This is a genomic window from Streptomyces sp. NPDC003011 (assembly GCF_053591515.1).
Genome location: NZ_JBSFTY010000009.1, coordinates 42,924 through 61,705, shown reverse-complemented (window position 1 = coordinate 61,705; position 18,782 = coordinate 42,924). Strand labels below are relative to the sequence as shown.

Sequence of the window (18,782 nt, the reverse complement as noted above, 5' to 3'; positions counted from 1 at the left end):
CAGAACATGAGCCAGGACGCCGCGAACGGCCGGTATGCGGGGCGGGCGCTGGCCGGTGGCCGCTATCAGCTGCGCGACTTGCTCGGCGAGGGCGGCATGGCCTCGGTCCACCTCGCGTACGACGCCGTGCTCGACCGTCAGGTCGCGGTCAAGACCCTGCACACCGAACTGGGCCGGGAGCAGGCCTTCCGCGAGCGTTTCCGCCGCGAGGCCCAGGCCGTGGCCAAGCTCACGCACACCAACATCGTCTCGGTCTTCGACACCGGCGAGGACGCGCTGGACGGCACGACGATGCCGTACATCGTCATGGAGTACATCGAGGGCCGCCCGCTGGGCTCGGTGCTCGACGAGGACGTACGGCAGTTCGGCGCGATGCCCGCCGACAAGGCGCTGAAGATCACCGCGGACGTACTGGCGGCGCTGGAGATCAGCCACGAGATGGGGCTGGTCCACCGGGACATCAAGCCGGGCAACGTGATGATGACCAAGCGCGGTGTCATCAAGGTGATGGACTTCGGCATCGCGCGCGCCATGCAGTCCGGGGTCACCTCGATGACGCAGACCGGCATGGTCGTCGGCACCCCGCAGTACCTCTCGCCGGAGCAGGCGCTGGGGCGCGGGGTGGACGCCCGCTCCGACCTCTACTCGGTCGGCATCATGCTGTTCCAGCTGGTCACCGGGCGGCTGCCGTTCGACGCGGACTCGCCGCTGGCGATCGCGTACGCGCACGTGCAGGAGGAGCCGGTCGCTCCGTCGTCGATCAACCGCGCGCTGCCGCCTGCCGTGGACGCGCTGGTCGCCCGCGCGCTGAAGAAGAACCCGAACGAGCGTTTCCCGAGCGCCGAGTCCATGCGTGACGAGTGCCTGCGCGTGGCGTCCTCGTTCCAGTCCACCGCCCCGAGCATCGTCCCCGGCGCCCAGACCCCGAGCGGCGCGGGCGTCGGCTCCGCGGTGTTCCCGCCGGTCGACCAGACGCCGCCCCCGCCCCACGGCAGCGTCCAGACGCCCTACCAGCCGGCCCCGAACCCCTACGGCACGCCGGCTCCGTCGGCGCCTTCCCCGGCGTACGGCTACCCGCAGCAGCCGGGCTACCAGACATCGGGCCCGGCCGCGTACGCGCCGCAGCAGCACGGGGCGAACCCGCCGCCGTACACCATCGCGCCCCAGTACGCGGCCGCGAACTCCGGCGGTGGCGGTGGCGGTGGCGGTGGCAAGGGCAGCAAGCCGGTGATCATCGGCTCGATCGTCGTCTCGGTCGTCGCGGTGGGCGGGCTGCTCGCGGCGTTGCTGATGAACGGCGGCAGCGGCGACGAAGCGGGCGGGGACGGCAGCGCCAGCCCCTCGGTCTCGGCGAGCAAGGCGGCGGGCTACCGCGGGCCGGACACGACAAGGACGATCGAGAAGACCGAGTGCACCGAGCCGGAGGAGTCGAGCAGCGACCCCGACCAGGTGAGGATGCCGAACTTCCAGTACAAGAACTGGGACTCGGTCCTCGAGTGCCTCCAGGCCGCCGGCTGGAACTACAGCACCAACAAGATGGACGAGAACACCTGGGGCGACGGCACCGTGCTGAAGCAGTTCCCCGAGGCGAACACCGACTTCGACCCGAAGGATCCGCCGAAGATGCAGTTCGACGTCTCCACGGGCAGTCCCGCGTGATCCCTGGGACGTCGTGATCCCTGGGGAGCAGGGCGCGACGCGCGGGGGCCCGGCAGCACTGGCTGCCGGGCCCCCGCGCGCTTGTCGGACCTAGAGGTACGGACCTCCCGAACGGCCGCCCGCGCGCGGGTCGTCACCGTCCTCCTGGCCGCCGATGCCGGGCGGAAGGGCGCGGCGCATCTGTTCGAGCTGGGCCCGCGCGGCCATCTGCTGGGCGAACAGGGTGGTCTGGATCCCGTGGAAGAGACCTTCCAGCCAGCCGACCAACTGGGCCTGCGCGATACGCAGCTCCGCGTCGCTCGGAGTCGTGTCATCCGTGAAGGGGAGGGAGATCCGTTCCAGCTCCTCGACGAGCTCGGGAGCCAGGCCGTCCTCCAGTTCCTTCACCGAGCTGGCGTGGATCTCCTTCAACCGCACCCGGCTCGCCTCGTCCAGGGGAGCCGCGCGGACTTCCTCCAGCAGCTGCTTGATCATGCTCCCGATCCGCATGACCTTCGCCGGCTGCTCGACCATCTCCGTCACCGGAACCTCGCGGGAGTCCTCGTCTCCTTCGCCGCCGAGAGCCATCCCGTCCTGACCCACGACCAGGATGTGCGGCTTCTCCGTCGACCGTTCGTTCCTCGGCATCTCCATGCCGCCATTCTCTCGCACCGCTCTGCCTCACCACCGTGGTGCCCCCGTTAAGGGCTGATCCACCGTCCACGCACCCCGTCGGCCCTCCGGCCCAACCCGGAATGCCGGGGCGGTGAGCAAATGTCAGGCTTGCTCCGTGACTCCATGGGCGCGGGCGACGGTACTGCTCATCGTGGCGGGGGCGGGCGGGGTGGTGTCCCCGTACGGGGGCGCCTCCGCGTACGGGGCCGGGTCGGCGGGCGCAGACTCGTCCGCGTACGGGGCCGGGAATGTGAGCGGCGCCGAGCCGTCTCCTGCCGTCACCGCGGAGGGGGCCGCCTCCGTCTCACCCTCGGGTCCGGTGCCTCCCCACGGTCCGCTGCGCGCCTCTGCCAGCGCCTCGGCCAGCGCCTCGACCTCCGCCTCGGCCACCGCCTCGGCCACCGCCTCGGCCTCCCCCTCCGTCGCCCCCTCCCCGGCCGCCGCCGCGCCCTCGCGGGCCGGGAGCCGGGCAGGGGAGGGGCGGCAGCGGCCGGGGCGGCCGGACCCGGCGGAGTCGGAACCGGCGCCGGAGGAAGAGAACGTCCTGGACGTCGACGACGGCGTGGACGGCGGCGTGGACGGCGACCTCGACGGCCGGGCGGACGGCGCCGTCACCGCCGTACCGCAGGCACCGCGGGATCCCGCCCTCATGCCGTCCGCGCCGCCGCGGGGCGGGCAGCGGGCCGCCGAGCCGCGACTGCCCATCCTGCCGCTCGGCAGCGGACTGATCCTCGTGGGGCTCGGCCTGGGCCTCGCGTTCGTCGCGCTCCGGGTGCGGCGGGGAGCCCCCTGAGGCGGGCCGGCCGTGCCCTACGGGGTGACGAGCAGGACCTTCCCGATGTGGCCGCTCTCCTCCACCACCCGGTGTGCGGTGGCCGCGTCGCTCATCGGGACCTCGCGGTCGACGACCGGACGGACGTGACCGGCCTCCAGCAGCGGCCAGACGTGCTCGCGCACCGCCGCCACGATCGTCGCCTTCTCGCCGAGCGGGCGGGCCCGGAGCGAGGTCGCGCTGATCGCGGCCCGCTTGTTGAGGAGCGTGGCGATGTTCAGCTCGCCCTTGACGCCGCCCTGCATCCCGATGATCGCGAGGCGGCCGTTGACGGCGAGGGCCTGCACGTTGCGGTCGAGGTACTTGGCGCCCATGTTGTCGAGGATGACGTCCGCGCCCGCGCCGCCGGTGGCGTTCCTGATCTCCTCGACGAAGTCCTGGTCCCGGTAGTTGATCAGGATGTCGGCACCCAGTTCGGCACAGCGGTCCAGCTTCTCCCGCGTGCCGGCGGTGACGGCGACCCTGGCGCCGACGGCCTTGGCGAGCTGGATCGCCATCGTGCCGATGCCGCTGGAGCCGCCGTGCACCAGCAGCGTCTCGTCGGGGCGGAGGTGGGCGACCATGAAGACGTTCGACCAGACCGTGCAGACCACCTCGGGCAGCGCCGCGGCCTGCCTGAGTTCGATCCCCTCCGGCACCGGCAGCAGCTGGCCGGCCGGGACCGGGACCTTCTGCGCGTAGCCGCCGCCCGCGAGCAGGGCGCACACCTCGTCGCCGACGGACCAGCCGGAGACGTCCGGTCCGAGCGCGGCGATCCGCCCGGAGCACTCCAGGCCGGGGTAGGGGGAGGCGCCGGGCGGCGGGTCGTAGAAGCCCTGCCGCTGGAGGATGTCGGCACGGTTGACGGCGCCGGCCGTCACCTCGACCAGCACCTCGCCCTCGCCGGGCACGGGATCCGGGACCTCGTCCCACACCAGCGCCTCGGGCCCACCAGGTTCGGGAATCGTGATCGCATACATGAAAGGGACGCTACCCGCCGGTCCCCCGTGCGATGTTCGTCGGTCACCGGTCCGGGCCTGGCTCGGTCCACGGGCCGAGCCTCCCCCGGTCTCCGGGCGGGCCCTCTCCCGGCCACGGTCCGAGCGTTCCCCGGTCTTTGGGCGGAGGGCTCCGTCCCAGGTCGTCCCTCCCAGGTCGTCCCTCCCTCCGCCCTTGGACCGATCCGTGAAAAATCGTTGTGCGCGACCGATGAGTTTGCGCGACGGTAAAGGTCTTCCCATGCGTCACCCAAGAACGCGGAAGGACACCCACCATGAGCCAGCACACGTCCGGCCTGGCCATCGAGACCGAAGGCCTGGTGAAGACGTTCGGCGAGACACGGGCCGTCGACGGAGTCGACCTCGCGGTGCCGGCCGGCACGGTCTACGGCGTCCTCGGCCCGAACGGCGCCGGCAAGACGACCACGGTGAAGATGCTCGCCACGCTGCTCCGGCCGGACGGCGGCCAGGCCCACGTCTTCGGCCACGACGTCGTCCGCGAGGCCGACGAGGTCCGCGGCCGGGTCAGCCTCACCGGCCAGTACGCGTCCGTGGACGAGGACCTCACCGGCACCGAGAACCTGATCCTGCTGGGCCGCCTCCTCGGCCAGGACAAGAAGGCCGCCCGGGAGCGCTCCGGGCAGCTGCTGGAGGCCTTCGGCCTCACCGACGCGGCCGGAAAGCAGGTCAAGCACTACTCCGGCGGCATGCGGCGCCGGATCGACATCGCCGCCTCCATCCTCAACACGCCCGACCTGCTCTTCCTCGACGAGCCGACGACCGGCCTCGACCCGCGCAGCCGCAACCAGGTGTGGGACATCGTGCGCGCGGTCGTCGCCCAGGGCACCACCGTGCTGCTGACCACGCAGTATCTCGACGAGGCCGACCAGCTGGCGTCCCGGATCGCCGTCATCGACCAGGGCAAGGTGATCGCCGAGGGGACGAAGGGCGAGCTGAAGGCCTCGGTGGGCGCCGGGTCCGTCCATCTGCGGCTGCGTGATCCGGCGCAGCGACCGCAGGCCCAGGAGGTGCTGCGGCTGACCTTGGACGCGGACGTGCAACTGGAGCCCGACCCGGTGGCGCTGACGGCCCGCGTCGGGGGCGGGGCGGCCAACGGGCAGGGCGCGGCCGAGCAGGCGGCCCGGGCGCTCGCCGAGCTGGCCCGCGGCGGCATCACCGTCGACAACTTCTCGCTGGGGCAGCCCAGCCTGGACGAGGTCTTCCTCGCCCTCACCGGACATGACACGAAGGTCAACGAGACGACGAGCGAGGCGGCAGCATGAGCACCGCGACCACCACCGACACCAAGGACCTCGCCCCGGTCAGCGCCGAGTCGCTCGCCGCGCTGCTCGTCGCCGGGGAGCGCCCGCCGCGCCCCAGCGCGCTGTCGGCCTCGCTGACCTTCGGCTGGCGGGCCATGCTCAAGATCAAGCACGTGCCGGAGCAGCTCTTCGACGTCACGGCCTTCCCGATCATGATGGTGCTGATGTACACGTACCTGTTCGGGGGCGCCCTGGCCGGGTCCCCGAGGGAGTACATCCAGTTCCTGCTGCCGGGCATCCTGGTGATGTCGGTCGTGATGATCACGATGTACACCGGCATCTCGGTCAACACGGACATCGAGAAGGGTGTCTTCGACCGGTTCCGCACACTGCCGATCTGGCGGCCGTCGGTGATGGTCGGCTATCTCCTCGGCGACGCCCTGCGCTACACGATCGCGTCCGTGGTGATGCTCACCGTCGGTCTGATCCTCGGCTACCGCCCGGACGGCGGGGTCGGCGGCGTCCTCGCCGGGATCGCCCTGCTGGTCGTCTTCTCGTTCGCGTTCTCGTGGATCTGGACGATGTTCGGGCTGATGCTGCGCACCGAGAAGTCGGTGATGGGCGTCTCCATGATGGTGATCTTCCCGCTCACCTTCCTGTCCAACGTGTTCGTCGACCCGAAGACCATGCCGGGCTGGCTGCAGGCCTTCGTCAACAACAGCCCGGTGACCCATCTGGCGTCGGCGGTGCGCGGTCTGATGGGGGGCGACTGGCCGGCCGGCGAGGTCGCCTGGTCGCTGGGCTGGGCGGCCCTGTTCGTGCTGGTCTTCGGGCCGATCACGATGCGGCTGTACAACCGCAAGTAGCCGGTCCCCCGAGGCTGACGGTCGTCGTCCGTCAGTCCTGGGGAAGCGGGCGGACGTCGGGTGCGATCTGGGTGCCCGGCGTCACCCGCACGATCGTGATCAACCGGTCCGTCAGCTCCAGCGTTCCGACGGCCGCGTCGTCGTATCCGAGCACCCGGTGCCCGCGTACGACGCTCACCACCAGGTCGTCCGTCTCCCGCGGGCTCTTTCCCACCTCGGCCTTTATGACCGGCCGTTCGACGATGTCGAGCCCGCTGCCCTGATGGATCAGGTCCTCCATGACCATGCCGGCCGCGGGGCTGAGCACGGACAGGCCGAGGAGCCGTCCGGCGGCGCTGGCGCTGGTGATCACCGCGTCGGCGCCGGACTGCTTCAGCAGCGGCGCGTTCTCCTCCTCCCGCACGGCGGCCACGATCTTCGCGCCCTTGTTGAGCTGCCGGGCCGTCAGCGTCACGAGGACGGCCGTGTCGTCGCGCTGGGTGGCGATGATGATCTTCCGGGCCCGGTGCACCTCGGCGCGCTTGAGCACGTCGCTGCGCGTGGCGTCCCCCATGACTCCGGCGTAGCCCTCCGCGGTCGCCGCGTCGATCACCTTGGAGCTCGGGTCGACCACGACGACCTGCTCCTTCTTCAGCCCGGTCGCGCAGACGGTCTGGATCGCCGACCGTCCCTTGGTGCCGAAGCCGATGACGACGGTGTGGTCGCGCAAGGTGGACCTCCAGCGGTTGAGCCGCCATTCCTCCCGGGTGCGTTCGGTGAGGACTTCGAGCGTGGTGCCGACCAGGATGATCAGGAACAGCACGCGCAGCGGTGTGACGACGAAGATGTTGACGAGCCGGGCGGCGTCGCTGACCGGCGTGATGTCGCCGTAGCCGGTGGTGGAGAGGGTGACGGTCGCGTAGTACCAGGCGTCCAGGAAGTCCACGGAGCGGTCGGAGTTGTCGTTGTAGCCGTCGCGGTCGGCGTAGACGATCAGGGCGGTCGCCACGAGCACCAGCAGCGCCATGAGCACCCGCCTGGCGACCTGGCGGAAGGGATGCTCCACCACTTTGCGTGGAAGCTTCACCCGATGGGTCACCAGATGTTCGTCCGCCTGGCGGGCGATCGCGTCCTGGCCCGGAAGTTTCACGTGAAACACACCCCGATTCCCGCGCTCGCCCACGGCAGGTCGAGAAGTTCCGTCTCCTGACCGGCGCGGGTGCCGCCCGGCGGCACGACGGCCAGCGCATCGGCCACCGCGATCCCCCGCAGCATCGCCGGACCGTTGTAGTGCAGCGGCACGGCCCGGTCACCGCGCAGCACGACGGGGATGAGCCGGGTGTCGTACGGATGCCCGTGCGCCTCGTCCTGCAACGGCAGCGTGTACGGCTCCGGGGCGGGGCGTGCCGCGAGGGTCCGCAGCAACGGCTCGGCCAGCGTCAGCAGGCCGGAGACGGCCGCCAGGGGGTTGCCGGGCAGACCGACGAGGTGCTGGTCCTCCCTGACGCGGGCCAGCAGCATGGGGTGGCCGGGGCGCACCTGCACGCCGTCCACCAGAAGCTCGGCGCCGATGCGGCGCAGGGTGGGGTGGACGTGGTCGACGGGGCCCGCGGCGGTACCGCCGGTGGTGACGATCAGGTCGGCGTCGGAGGTGGTGATCGCCTGGTGCAGGGCGTCGGCGTCGTCGCCGAGCCGGCGTACGGCGGTCACCTCGGCGCCGAGCGCGCGCAGCCAGGGCGGGAGCATCGGACCGAGCGCGTCGCGGATCAGCCCGTCGTGCGGGGTGCCCCCGGTGAGCAACTCGTCGCCCAGGACGAGCACGTCGACACGGGCGCGGGGCACGACGCCGAGCGTGTCGTACCCGGCGGCGGCGGCGAGACCCAGTACGGGCGGGGTGACGAGGGTGCCCGCCGGCAGGAGTTCGTCGCCGGTACGGCACTCCTGTCCGCGTGGGCGGATGTCCTGGCCGTGGACCACCTCGCGGGTGGCGTGCAGGTGGCCCTTGTCGTCGGTGCGGCCGTGCTCGCTGCGCAGGACGGCGGTGGTGTCGGCCGGGACACGGGCGCCGGTGGCGATCCGGACGGCCTCGCCGTCGGTGAGGGGCTCGGGCTCGGCGTGCCCGGCCAGGATTCCCTCGTCCCGTACCTCCCAGGGGCCGGGGCCGGCGACCGCCCAGCCGTCCATCGCGGAGGTGTCGAAGGAGGGGAGGTCGGTGAGGGCGGGGACGGGGACGGCGAGGGTGCGGCCGAGGGCGGTGTCGAGGGTCGTGGAGACGGGGGCGCGGCGGGCGCCGGGGCGGGGGGCGCGGGCGGCGAGCGCGCGGGCCTCGGGCCAGGGAGTGGCCCGGTGGCGGGAGTCCGGCGGGGCGGCCGGGGCGGGAGGGGCTCCGCTCCGGTCGCCTCGCCGGGCGGGCGCGGGTACGTCGTGACCGGTGGTACGGCCGTCGTCCTTCACGAGGGCGAGCACCTCCTCGACGTCGAGATCCTCGGCGTCCTCGCCGGTGCGGGTGGCGCGGGCGGTCATCCGGCGTCCGGGCGGGGGGCGGGGGTGGCCTCGGGGGCCGCGTCGGGCTGGGCGGCGGTGGCCTCGTCCGCCCAGCGCAGGGCGAGGGCGGCGGCCTTGCGGGACGCCTCGGCCACCGCCTGCGGCCCGCCTCCGGCCTGCGCGGCCGCGTAGCCGACGAGGAAGGTGGTCAGCGGGGCCGCGGGCCGTGCGACCCCGTGGGCGGCGTCGCGGGCGAGGTCGAGCAGGACGCTGATGTCGACGTCCAGGTCGATGCCCAGCTCGTCCTTGGCTGCGGTGATCCATTCATCCAACACGTGCCCATGCTCCCTGATCCGTGCCCTGGCGGTGGCGATGTCGTCCCAGGTGTCGCAGTCGAAGGACGCCACGGGGTCGGGGACGCGGGTGAGACCGAGCCCCGCGGTCAGCCGGCGCAGAGGCAGCCCGGTGAGGCCGCCGCCCGCGGTGGAGCCGCTGGTGGACGCCGCGCCGGCCAGCACGGTCAGTTCCCGGCGCAGCGCGTTCGCGCGGTACGCGGCCACCAGCGGCTGGTCGCGGCCGTCGGCGTCCGTGAGCAGTACGCCCTCGGCTGTGCCGGTGCGCAGGGCGCTCAGCAGCCGCCCTACCGTCTCCGCGGTGAGGAACGGCAGGTCGGCGGAGAGGACGACGACGTCCTGGGCCGTGGTGTGGCGCAGGCCCGCGTCGAGTGCGGCCACCGGTCCGCCGCCGGGGGGCCTCTCGCGCGTCCAGGTCACGGGCCGCGCGGTCGGCCTCGGCTCGGCGACGACGACGGTGGTGCGCGCGTCGGCGCAGGCGCCGAGCACCCGGTCGAGCAGGGCGCGCCCGCCCACGCGTACCCCGGGCTTGTCCGCGCCGCCGAGCCGCTTGGCGGCACCACCGGCGAGCACGACGGCGTCGTACGCGGTGTACTCGGCGTCCGGGGAAGGCTCGTTGGCGGTCACCCCCTGAGTATGCGGGCCGCCGCGATCACAGGGAACGTGGGGACGCGGGCCAATCAGGGGGAGATCGCGGCGCGGTCAGAGGGTGCGCAGCAGGACCGCCGGCTGTTCCACGCAATCCGCTACATACCGCAGGAAGCCGCCTGCTGTGCCGCCGTCGCAGACCCGGTGGTCGAAGGTGAGCGAGAGCTGGACGACCTGACGCACCGCCAGCTCGCCCTCGTGCACCCAGGGCTTGGGCACGATGCGGCCGACGCCGAGCATGGCCGCCTCGGGGTGGTTGATGATCGGCGTGGAGCCGTCGACGCCGAACACTCCGTAGTTGTTCACCGTGAAGGTGCCGCCGGTGACGTCCGCGGGGGTGAGGGTGCCCGCGCGGGCCGCTTCGGTCAGCCGGGCGAACTCCGCGGTCAGCGCCTCGGTGTCGCGCGTGTGCGCGTCCCGGACGACGGGGACGACGAGACCCCGCTCGGTCTGCGCGGCGAAACCGAGGTGGACCTGGTCGAGCCGGACGACCTCCCGTGCCTCCAGGTCCACCCTGGAGTTGAGTTCGGGGTGGCGGGCCAGGGCCGCGGTGCAGATGCGGGCCAGCAGGGCGAGGACGGAGATCTTCGGCCCGCCCGCGGCGTTCATCGCCGTACGCGCCCGCATGAGCTCCGTGGCGTCGGCGTCCACCCAGCAGGTGGCGTCGGGGATCTCCCGGCGGCTGCGGGAGAGCTTGTCGGCGACGGCGCCCCGGATGCCCTTGAGGGGGACGCGGGTGCTGGCGGGTGCGGTGGCGGGGGCCGGGACGGCGGCACCGGTGGGGGCCGGCGTCACGCCGGTGTGCGGCCCGGCGGACGGGACGGTCGTACGCCGGGCCGCGGCGGCCCGCAGCGCGTACTCCACGTCCGCCCGCAGGATCAGTCCGTCGGGCCCGGAGCCGGTCAGCTCGCGCAGATCGAGACCGTTCTCCCGGGCCAGCCTGCGCACGAGGGGGGAGATCACCGGAACGGGGCCGTCCGCCACGTCGGCCGTCGTGACCTGGTCATGCGCCGCGCCGGGCGTACGGACCTGCCCGTTCGCGGCCCCGGCCGCCGGAACGGCCGGCGTCGGCTGTCCCGGGCGGACCCGCGGGCGCCGCGCCGGCGCCTTCGAGGTGCCGTAGCCCACCAGCACGTTCCCGGAGCCCTCGGTCTGGCCGGCGGGGGCCGACGCGCCCACGGCCACCGTGATCAGCGGCGCCCCGACGGGCAGTTCCGTGCCCTCGTCGCCGAAGCGGGCGGTGACGACGCCGCCGTAGGGGCACGGCACCTCGACCATCGCCTTGGCCGTCTCGACCTCGACGACCGGCTGGTCGACGGCGACGAGGTCGCCCACCTCCACCAGCCACCGGACGATCTCCGCTTCGGTGAGCCCCTCCCCGAGGTCGGGGAGCCTGAACTCCAGGCTGTGCATGTCAGACGCGTGTGCCATCAGCTCTCGGCCTCCCACTGCAGACGCCCCACGGCGTCCAGGATCCGGTCCACGCCGGGCAGGTGGTGACGCTCCAGCATCGGCGGCGGGTAGGGGATGTCGAACCCGGCCACGCGCAGCACCGGCGCCTCCAGGTGGTGGAAGCAGCGCTCCGTGACACGGGAGGCGATCTCCCCGCCCGGGCCGCCGAACCCGCCCGACTCGTGCACGACGACCGCTCGCCCGGTCCGCCGTACCGAGGCGCAGACCGTCTCGTCGTCGAACGGCACCAGGGAGCGCAGATCGACGACTTCGAGGTCCCAGCCCTCGTCCCGGGCCGCCTCGGCGGCTTCGAGGCAGACGGGTACGGACGGCCCGTACGTGATGAGCGTGGCGCTCCGGCCCGAGCGCCGCACCACCGCGCGGCCGATCGGTTCAACGGCCGGCGGCTCCTCGGGGTTCCAGGAGTCCTTCGACCAGTACAGGCGCTTGGGCTCCAGGAAGACGACCGGGTCGTCGGAGGCGATGGCGGCGCGCAGCAGCCCGTAGGCGTCGGCGACGGTCGCGGGCGTGACGACGTGGAGCCCCGGAGTCGCCATGTAGTACGCCTCGGAGGAGTCGCTGTGGTGCTCGACGCCGCCGATGCCGCCGCCGTAGGGGACACGGATGGTCAGCGGGAGCGGCAGCGCGCCGCGGGTGCGGTTGCGCATGCGGGACACGTGCGAGATCAGCTGCTCGAACGCCGGGTAGGCGAACGCGTCGAACTGCATCTCCACGACCGGGCGCAGCCCGTACATCGCCATGCCGACGGCCGTGCCGAGGATGCCCGCCTCGGCCAGCGGGGTGTCCGTGCAGCGGTCCTCGCCGAACTCCTCGGCGAGCCCGTCGGTGACCCGGAAGACCCCGCCGAGCGCGCCGACGTCCTCGCCCATGACGTGCACGGCCGGGTCGGCGGCCATCGCGTCCCGCATCGCGCGCGTGAGGGCCTGCGCCATGGTGGCCGGCTTGAGGGCGACGGTGGTCATCGGTGCGACCCTTCCCGGCCGGCCGCCAGCTCGGCCCGCAGCTGGGTCTCCTGCTCGCGCAGCTGCGGGGTGGGCTCGGCGTAGACATGGGCGAACAGGTCCATGGGGTCGAGCACCGGGTCCTGGTTCATGCGCGTGCGCAGGTCGGCGGCCATGGCCTCGGCGGCGTCACGGGCGGCCCGCCTGCCGTCCTCGTCGAGGAGGCCGCGTTCGGTCAGTTCGTGCTCCAGGAGCGCGATCGGGTCGTGTCCGCGCCAGGTCTCGACCTCGGCGTCCTGCCGGTAGCGGGTGGCGTCGTCGGCGTTGGTGTGCGCGTCGACGCGGTAGGTGATCGCCTCGACGAGCGTCGGGCCGCCTCCCGCGCGCGCGTGCCGTACGGCGTCGGCGAGGACCTCGTGCACGGCGGCGGCGTCGTTGCCGTCCACCAGGCGGCCGGGCATCCCGTAGCCGACGGCCTTGTGGGCCAGCGACGGGGCCGCGGTCTGCTTGGCGAGCGGGACGGAGATGGCGAAGCCGTTGTTCTGCACCAGGAAGACGACCGGAGCCTGCCACACGGCGGCGAAGTTCAGCGCCTCGTGGAAGTCGCCCTCGCTGGTGCCGCCGTCGCCGACCATGGCCAGCGCGACCACGTCGTCGCCCTTGAGGCGGGCGGCGTGCGCGAGACCGACGGCGTGCGGCAGCTGGGTGGCGAGCGGGGTGCACAGGGGAGCCACGCGGTGCTCGCGCGGGTCGTAGCCGGTGTGCCAGTCGCCGCGCAGCAGGGTGAGGGCCTGGACGGGGTCCACACCGCGGGCCACGGCGGCCAGCGTGTCGCGGTAGCTGGGGAAGAGCCAGTCCTGTTCCTGGAGGACCAGCGCGGCGGCGACCTCACAGGCCTCCTGGCCGGTACTGGAGGGGTAGACGGCGAGACGGCCCTGCTTGGTGAGGGCGGTGGCCTGCGCGTTGTAGCGGCGGCCCCGCACGAGCTCGGCGTACAGCCTGCGCAGCAGCCCCGGGTCGGCCTCCCGGGCCGTCTCCGTGCCGAGGACGCGGTACGGCTCCGCGTCGGGCAGCAGCGGCGCGGGGTCCGTACGGGGCTGCCAGGCGGGCGGCGGCGACGGCCGGTACGCGCCCCGCTGCTCCATGACCGTCATAGCGGCACCTCCTCGTGGGAGCGGCTTCAGGCGCGTCACGGGTGTGATGCGCCTCACCTACCGATTGTTCGGTCGTCGGCACATTTTGGCTACAGGGCCCCTCAGGCTGTGGACAAACGGTTCTCCACAGCCTGAGATGGACGCAGGACGTCCATGGGAGAGAGGCGGGGGGACATGGCATCTGAACAAATGGCCGCGAGCCCGGAAGGCAGCGGCCCCCTGCCACCCGCCCGTCCGCTCGACGCCATCGATCTCGACATCCTCCAGATGCTCCAGGCGGACGGCCGCGCGTCGATACGGTCGGTCGCCGAACGCGTCCATGTCTCGCGCGCCAACGCCTACGCGCGGATCAACCGCCTCATCGAGGACGGTGTCATCCGCGGCTTCGGGGCCCGCGTCAACCATGAACGCGCGGGCCAGGGCACCTCGGCGTACATCACCCTGAAGATCGTCCAGAACTCGTGGCGGACCGTGCGCGAGCAGCTCAGACAGCTTCCCGGGGCCTCGCACATCGCTCTGGTGGGCGGCGACTTCGACGTCCTGCTCCTGGTGCACACGTCCGACAACCGGGCGCTGCGCGAGCTCGTGCTGACCCGGCTCCAGGCGATCCCCGAGGTGCTCAGCACGCGCACCCTGCTGGTGTTCGAGGAGGAGGACCTGGAGCCGCAGGGCTGAGCCGAACCGTGTGGAGCCGCGGGGCTTGGGTTCAGCCGGCCTGCCGCAGCCCGCCGAAGACCAGCTGGACCACCGCGTCGGCGACCTCGCGCTCGTTCATGCCCCGGCCGTCCGGCCGGTACCACTCCACGATCGAGTTGATCATCCCGAAGACCAGCCGGGTCGCGAGCCGCACCTCCACGTCACCGCGGACGTCCCCGTCCGCGGCCGCCGCCTTCAGCAGCTCGGCGACCCGGTGGTCGAAGTCGCGGCGCCGCTCCAGAGCCCACCGCTCGGTGCCGGTGTTGCCGCGCACCCGCAGCAGCAGGGTGACGTACGGCAGTTCGGCGATGAGCACCTCGACCATGCGCCGGACGACGTACTCCAGGCGCTCGGCGGCGCGGCCCACGCGCGCGTGCTCCTCGTCGAGGATCCCGAAGAGACCGTCCAGTGCCCGGCTCACGGCCCGGCGCAGCAGTTCCTCCTTGCCGGTGACGTGGTGGTATATCGACGACTTGGAGATTCCGGCCGCCTTGGAGAGGTGCTCCATGGACGTGCCGTCGTAGCCGCGTTCGATGAAGACCTGGACGGCGACGGACAGCAGCGTCTCCGGGGTGTACGTGTCGCGCTTGGGCGTGCTCATGAGGTGCTGCCCTCCCGCTTGTCGGTGGCGTACGCGTGGCGGTACAGCGCGAGGGACGGCGCGTAGCGTCCCGAGGGATCGCGCAGGTGCAGGTCGTCGAGGAGGGAGTAGGCCCAGTTGCGGCCGAGCCGGCGGCTCCACTCGAAGGGGCCCAGGGGGTAGTTCACCCCGAGCCTCATCGCGGTGTCCACGTCCTCCTCGGTGGCCACGCCCTTGGCGACGGCGTCGTGCGCGAGGTCGACGATCCGGGCGACCGTACGGGCGACGATCATGCCGGGAACGTCACCGATGACGCTGACCTGCTTGCCGAGCGCCTGGAAGAGGCCGGTGGCCTCGGCGAGGGTCTGCTGTGAGGTGTCCTGGGAGGCGGACAGGGCCATGCGGCCGGCCTTGCGGTAGTCGAGTGCGAGGTCGAAGTAGACGACGTCCCGGAACTCGACGGAGGTCTGACCGTCGGCGAGGGCCAGCTGGCCGCCGCTGGGCAGCACCAGGCGGGTGCCGTGGTCCTCGTCCTCCTCGCGGACCTGGATGCCCGCCTCACGGATCAGCGGGACCAGCTCGCAGGCCGGGCCGAGGTCCCCCTCGACGACGACGTACGCGGGCGGCTGGGCCGGCTCGGCGGTGTGCGGCTCGGCGCGGTCGGCGCCGTCACGGTAGTCGTACCAGCCCTGCCCGGTCTTGCGGCCGAGCCGGCCCGACTCGACCAGGCGCTGCTGGGCGAGCGACGGCGCGAAGCGCACGTCCTGGAAGAAGGACCGCCACACGGAGTGCGTGACGGACTCGTTGACGTCCTGCCCGATCAGGTCGGTCAGTTCGAAGGCGCCCATCTTGAAGCCGCCGCACTCGCGCAGGACCGCGTCGATGGTCGCCGGGTCGGCGCCCTGGGCCTCGTACACCGCGAAGGCCTCGGCGTAGAAGGGCCGGGCGATGCGGTTGACGATGAACCCGGGGGTGTCGGCGCAGGCGACCGGGGTCTTGCCCCAGGCGCGGGCCATCTCGTACGCGCGCGTGGTCGACGTGACGTCCGTGGCGGACCCGGAGACGACCTCCACGAGCGGGAGCACCGGCGCGGGATTGAAGAAGTGCAGGCCCACGAGGCGGCCCGGGTCGCGCAGGGCGCCGCCGATGGCCGTCACCGACAGGGACGAGGTGTTGGTGGCGAGCAGGCAGTCCTCGTCGACCACGCTCTCCAGCTCACGGAAGAGCTCCTGCTTGACGTCCAGGCGCTCCAGAACGGCCTCGACGACCAGGGCGCAGTCCGCGAGGTCGGTGACGCGCTCGGCGGGCAGCAGGCGGGTGCGGGCGGAGTCCCGGTCGGCCGCGCTGAGACGCTCCTTCTCGACGAGCCGGTCGAGGCGCGCGCCGATCGCGTCGGCCGCCTCCCGCGCACGGCCGGGGACGGCGTCGTACAGCCGTACGGAGTGGCCCGCGACCAGCGCCACCTGGGCGATGCCCTGGCCCATGGTGCCGGTGCCGACGACGGCCACGGGGCTGCTGAGGTCGAGTGCTGTCATGTGCGCGATCCTCCCGCACGGGGTTTTCCACAGATGCGGCGGACCCCCTTGTACCGACCGATCGTTCGGTTACTCTAACTCTGAGCGCCCGCCCGTCGCCCGCCACCGCCCTGAACGACGCGCTTCGCGCCGCAGCGCTCCCTCATCCGCCCCAGATTCTTCCCAGGTCATGAGCTCGACGACGAGTTCAAGAGACGAGGAGTTGGTCCCGCAATGGCCGCCGAACTCACCGCGCACGATCTGATCGCCAAGCACCGGCCCACCCTCGACCAGGCGCTGGAAGCGATCCGCACGCGCGCGTACTGGTCCCCGCACCCCGAGCACCCCAAGGCCTACGGCGAGAACGGCAGCCTGGACATGGCGGCGGGCAAGGCCGCCTTCGACGCCCTGCTGGGCACCCGCCTCGACCTCGGTCAGCCCGGCACCGACGACTGGGTGGGCGGCGAGGTCTCGCCGTACGGCATCGACCTGGGCGTGACGTACCCGCACGCGGACATCGACGTGCTGCTGCCCGCCATGAAGGCCGGGCAACGGGCCTGGCGGGACGCGGGCGCCGAGACGCGCGCGATGGTCTGCCTGGAGATCCTCAAGCGGATCAGCGACCGGACGCACGAGTTCGCGCACGCGGTCATGCACACCTCCGGCCAGGCGTTCATGATGGCGTTCCAGGCGGGCGGCCCGCACGCGCAGGACCGCGGCCTGGAGGCGGTGGCGTACGCGTACGCGGAGCAGGTCCGCACACCCGGCACGGCGGAGTGGACCAAGCCGCAGGGCAAGCGCGACCCGCTCGCGCTCTCCAAGCAGTTCACCCCGGTACCGAGGGGCGTCGGCCTCGTCATCGGCTGCAACACCTTCCCCACCTGGAACGGCTACCCGGGCCTGTTCGCCTCCCTGGCCACCGGCAACGCGGTGCTCGTCAAGCCCCACCCGCGCGCGGTGCTGCCGCTCGCCCTCACCGTCCAGGTGGCGCGCGAGGTGCTCACCGAGGCCGGCTTCGACCCGAACCTGGTGGCGCTGACCGCCGAGCGGCCCGGCGAGGGCATCGCGAAGACGCTGGCCACCCGCCCGGAGATCCGCATCATCGACTACACGGGCTCGACCGCCTTCGGCGACTGGCTGGAGGCCAACGCCCGCCAGGCCCAGGTCTACACCGAGAAGGCCGGCGTCAACACGGTGGTGGTCCACTCCACGGACGACTACAAGGGGATGCTGTCCAACCTGGCCTTCTCGCTGTCCCTGTACAGCGGCCAGATGTGCACCACCCCGCAGAACCTGCTCGTCCCGCGCGACGGCATCCGCACCGACGAGGGCCCCCGGACCTTCGACGAGGTGGTCGCGGATCTCGCCCGGTCGGTCGAGGGGCTGCTCGGCGACGACGCGCGCGCCAACGCCCTGCTGGGCGCCATCGTCAACCCGGACGTGAAGGCCCGCCTGGAGGCCGCGGCGGGCCTCGGCGAGGTCGCCCTGGCCTCGCGGGAGGTCACCCACCCGGAGTTCCCGGGCGCGGTCGTCCGCACGCCCGTGATCGTCAAGCTGGACGGCGCGCGGAAGCACTGGGAGGGGGCGGACGACGAGGCCGACTACCTGAGCGAGTGCTTCGGGCCCGTCTCCTTCGCCGTCGCCGTCGACTCGGTGGCCGACGCGACGGATCTGCTGCGTCGCACGATCCGCGAGAAGGGCGCCATGACGGTGGGCGCGTACACCACCGACGAGGAGGTCGAGCAGGCCGTCCAGGAGGTCTGCCTGGAGGAGGCCGCCCAGCTGTCGCTGAACCTCACCGGCGGGGTGTACGTCAACCAGACGGCCGCCTTCTCCGACTTCCACGGCTCGGGCGGCAACCCGGCGGCCAGCGCGGCACTGTGCGACGGCGCGTTCGTGGCCAACCGCTTCCGGGTGATCGAGGTCCGCCGCGAGGCCTAGGAGCTAGCTGACCGCGCCCCCGGTGGCACTCCAGTGGTACAGCGTCATGGCCACACTGGTCGCGAGGTTGTAGCTGGAGACCTGGGGGCGCATCGGCAGCGCCAGCAGGTGGTCGGCCCGCGCACGCAGGCCGACCGACAGGCCGCTGCGCTCCGAGCCGAAGGCGAGGATGGCGTCGTCCGGGAGCTTGGTGCCGCGCAGATCCTCGCCCTCGGGGTCGAGGGCGAACACCGGCCCGGCCGGCAGCTCGTCCACGGTCAGCCGTTCCACGGCGGTCGCGAAGTGCAGCCCGGCTCCGCCGCGCACGACCGTGGGGTGCCAGGGATCGAGCGTGCCGGTGGTGACCACACCGGTCGCGCCGAACCCGGCGGCCAGGCGGATCACGGCGCCCGCGTTGCCCAGGTTGCGGGGCTGGTCGAGGACCACGACGGGTGCGGTGCGGGGGGTGCGGGTCAGCGCGCGCAGACTGGCCTCGCGGGAGGGGCGTACGGCCAGGGCGGCCACCGCGGTGGGGTGGGGGCGCGGCACGAGAGACGTGTACGTCGCCTCCGGGACCTCGGTCAGCAGCGCGTCCAGCGTGTCGCGTACGTCGGGAGCCAGCTCGTCGGCGAGGGCGAGCGCGGCCTGCCGGTCGACGGCGACGGCCACCGGGACCTCGGCGTCGAAGCGCACCGCGTGCTTGAGGGCGTGGAAGCCGTCGAGCAGCACGGCGGTGTCGGCGAGCCGGCGCCACCGGCTCACGGGATCGGGCGCGGTCATGCCGTGAAGC

17 protein-coding genes are annotated in these 18,782 nt (G+C 72.7%); 6 read left to right on the top strand and 11 right to left on the bottom strand.

Going from position 1 to position 18,782, the window contains the following annotated elements:
* Positions 1–6 precede the first annotated feature (6 nt).
* The gene (locus tag ACWD0J_RS06980) at positions 7–1,659 is read left to right on the top strand and encodes a protein kinase domain-containing protein (RefSeq protein ID WP_451494720.1); all 1,653 of its coding nucleotides are present in this window, start codon (positions 7–9) and stop codon (positions 1,657–1,659) included.
* Positions 1,660–1,749: 90 nt separating this feature from the next.
* Here ACWD0J_RS06980 and ACWD0J_RS06975 read toward each other — a convergent pair whose 3' ends face one another.
* Complete coding sequence (locus ACWD0J_RS06975; RefSeq protein WP_451494719.1) at positions 1,750–2,292, bottom strand: bacterial proteasome activator family protein; 543 nt, start codon at positions 2,290–2,292, stop codon at positions 1,750–1,752.
* A gap of 136 nt (positions 2,293–2,428) precedes the next feature.
* Between ACWD0J_RS06975 and ACWD0J_RS06970 the strand changes: the two genes are divergently transcribed.
* A complete protein-coding gene (locus tag ACWD0J_RS06970) occupies positions 2,429–3,106 on the top strand; it encodes a hypothetical protein (protein WP_451494718.1) in 678 nt (225 codons plus the stop codon).
* A 17-nt stretch (positions 3,107–3,123) separates the two neighbouring features.
* Here the strand turns inward: ACWD0J_RS06970 and ACWD0J_RS06965 are convergent, their stop codons facing one another.
* Positions 3,124–4,104: an NAD(P)H-quinone oxidoreductase gene (locus tag ACWD0J_RS06965; protein ID WP_451494717.1), complete on the bottom strand. Its 981-nt coding sequence runs from the start codon at positions 4,102–4,104 to the stop codon at positions 3,124–3,126.
* Positions 4,105–4,397: 293 nt separating this feature from the next.
* On the opposite strand from ACWD0J_RS06965, the gene ACWD0J_RS06960 reads away from it, so the two are divergent.
* Both ACWD0J_RS06960 and ACWD0J_RS06955 read left to right on the top strand, forming a co-directional pair.
* Positions 4,398–5,405, top strand: coding sequence for an ATP-binding cassette domain-containing protein (locus ACWD0J_RS06960; RefSeq protein ID WP_451494716.1), 1,008 nt, complete (start codon positions 4,398–4,400; stop codon positions 5,403–5,405).
* On the top strand, positions 5,402–6,250 hold the full coding sequence (locus ACWD0J_RS06955; protein WP_451494715.1) for an ABC transporter permease: 849 nt from the start codon (positions 5,402–5,404) through the stop codon (positions 6,248–6,250). Before ACWD0J_RS06960 ends, ACWD0J_RS06955 begins: the two co-directional genes overlap by 4 nt.
* A 31-nt stretch (positions 6,251–6,281) precedes the next feature.
* Here the strand turns inward: ACWD0J_RS06955 and ACWD0J_RS06950 are convergent, their stop codons facing one another.
* From ACWD0J_RS06950 to pdhA, 6 genes are all read right to left on the bottom strand, one after another.
* Positions 6,282–7,388: a potassium channel family protein gene (locus ACWD0J_RS06950; RefSeq protein WP_451494714.1), complete on the bottom strand. Its 1,107-nt coding sequence runs from the start codon at positions 7,386–7,388 to the stop codon at positions 6,282–6,284.
* Positions 7,376–8,752 carry a molybdopterin molybdotransferase MoeA gene (locus ACWD0J_RS06945; protein ID WP_451494713.1) on the bottom strand — a complete coding sequence of 459 codons (1,377 nt, stop codon included), beginning with the start codon at positions 8,750–8,752 and terminating at the stop codon, positions 7,376–7,378. Before ACWD0J_RS06945 ends, ACWD0J_RS06950 begins: the two co-directional genes overlap by 13 nt.
* Positions 8,749–9,693 (bottom strand): NTP transferase domain-containing protein, encoded by a 945-nt coding sequence (locus ACWD0J_RS06940; protein ID WP_451494712.1) that lies wholly within the window; start codon positions 9,691–9,693, stop codon positions 8,749–8,751. Before ACWD0J_RS06940 ends, ACWD0J_RS06945 begins: the two co-directional genes overlap by 4 nt.
* Before the next feature lie 75 nt (positions 9,694–9,768).
* Positions 9,769–11,145, bottom strand: a complete 1,377-nt coding sequence (locus ACWD0J_RS06935; protein WP_451494711.1) for a dihydrolipoamide acetyltransferase family protein — start codon at positions 11,143–11,145, stop codon at positions 9,769–9,771.
* Positions 11,145–12,149, bottom strand: coding sequence for an alpha-ketoacid dehydrogenase subunit beta (locus ACWD0J_RS06930; RefSeq protein ID WP_451494710.1), 1,005 nt, complete (start codon positions 12,147–12,149; stop codon positions 11,145–11,147). Before ACWD0J_RS06930 ends, ACWD0J_RS06935 begins: the two co-directional genes overlap by 1 nt.
* Positions 12,146–13,282 carry a pyruvate dehydrogenase (acetyl-transferring) E1 component subunit alpha gene (gene pdhA / locus ACWD0J_RS06925; RefSeq protein WP_451494709.1) on the bottom strand — a complete coding sequence of 379 codons (1,137 nt, stop codon included), beginning with the start codon at positions 13,280–13,282 and terminating at the stop codon, positions 12,146–12,148. Before pdhA ends, ACWD0J_RS06930 begins: the two co-directional genes overlap by 4 nt.
* A 189-nt stretch (positions 13,283–13,471) precedes the next feature.
* Between pdhA and ACWD0J_RS06920 the strand changes: the two genes are divergently transcribed.
* Positions 13,472–13,957, top strand: coding sequence for an Lrp/AsnC family transcriptional regulator (locus ACWD0J_RS06920; protein ID WP_286066405.1), 486 nt, complete (start codon positions 13,472–13,474; stop codon positions 13,955–13,957).
* Between the two features lie 31 nt (positions 13,958–13,988).
* On the opposite strand, the gene ACWD0J_RS06915 is transcribed toward ACWD0J_RS06920, so the two are convergent.
* On the bottom strand, positions 13,989–14,579 hold the full coding sequence (locus ACWD0J_RS06915) for a TetR/AcrR family transcriptional regulator (RefSeq protein ID WP_451494708.1): 591 nt from the start codon (positions 14,577–14,579) through the stop codon (positions 13,989–13,991).
* Complete coding sequence (locus tag ACWD0J_RS06910; RefSeq protein ID WP_451494707.1) at positions 14,576–16,093, bottom strand: 3-hydroxyacyl-CoA dehydrogenase; 1,518 nt, start codon at positions 16,091–16,093, stop codon at positions 14,576–14,578. Before ACWD0J_RS06910 ends, ACWD0J_RS06915 begins: the two co-directional genes overlap by 4 nt.
* A 213-nt stretch (positions 16,094–16,306) precedes the next feature.
* On the opposite strand from ACWD0J_RS06910, the gene paaN reads away from it, so the two are divergent.
* Entirely contained in the window at positions 16,307–18,013 is a 1,707-nt protein-coding gene (gene paaN / locus ACWD0J_RS06905) for a phenylacetic acid degradation protein PaaN (protein ID WP_451494706.1), read from the top strand.
* A gap of 3 nt (positions 18,014–18,016) precedes the next feature.
* On the opposite strand, the gene ACWD0J_RS06900 is transcribed toward paaN, so the two are convergent.
* Positions 18,017–18,772, bottom strand: coding sequence for a TrmH family RNA methyltransferase (locus tag ACWD0J_RS06900; protein ID WP_451494705.1), 756 nt, complete (start codon positions 18,770–18,772; stop codon positions 18,017–18,019).
* Positions 18,773–18,782: the final 10 nt, after the last annotated feature.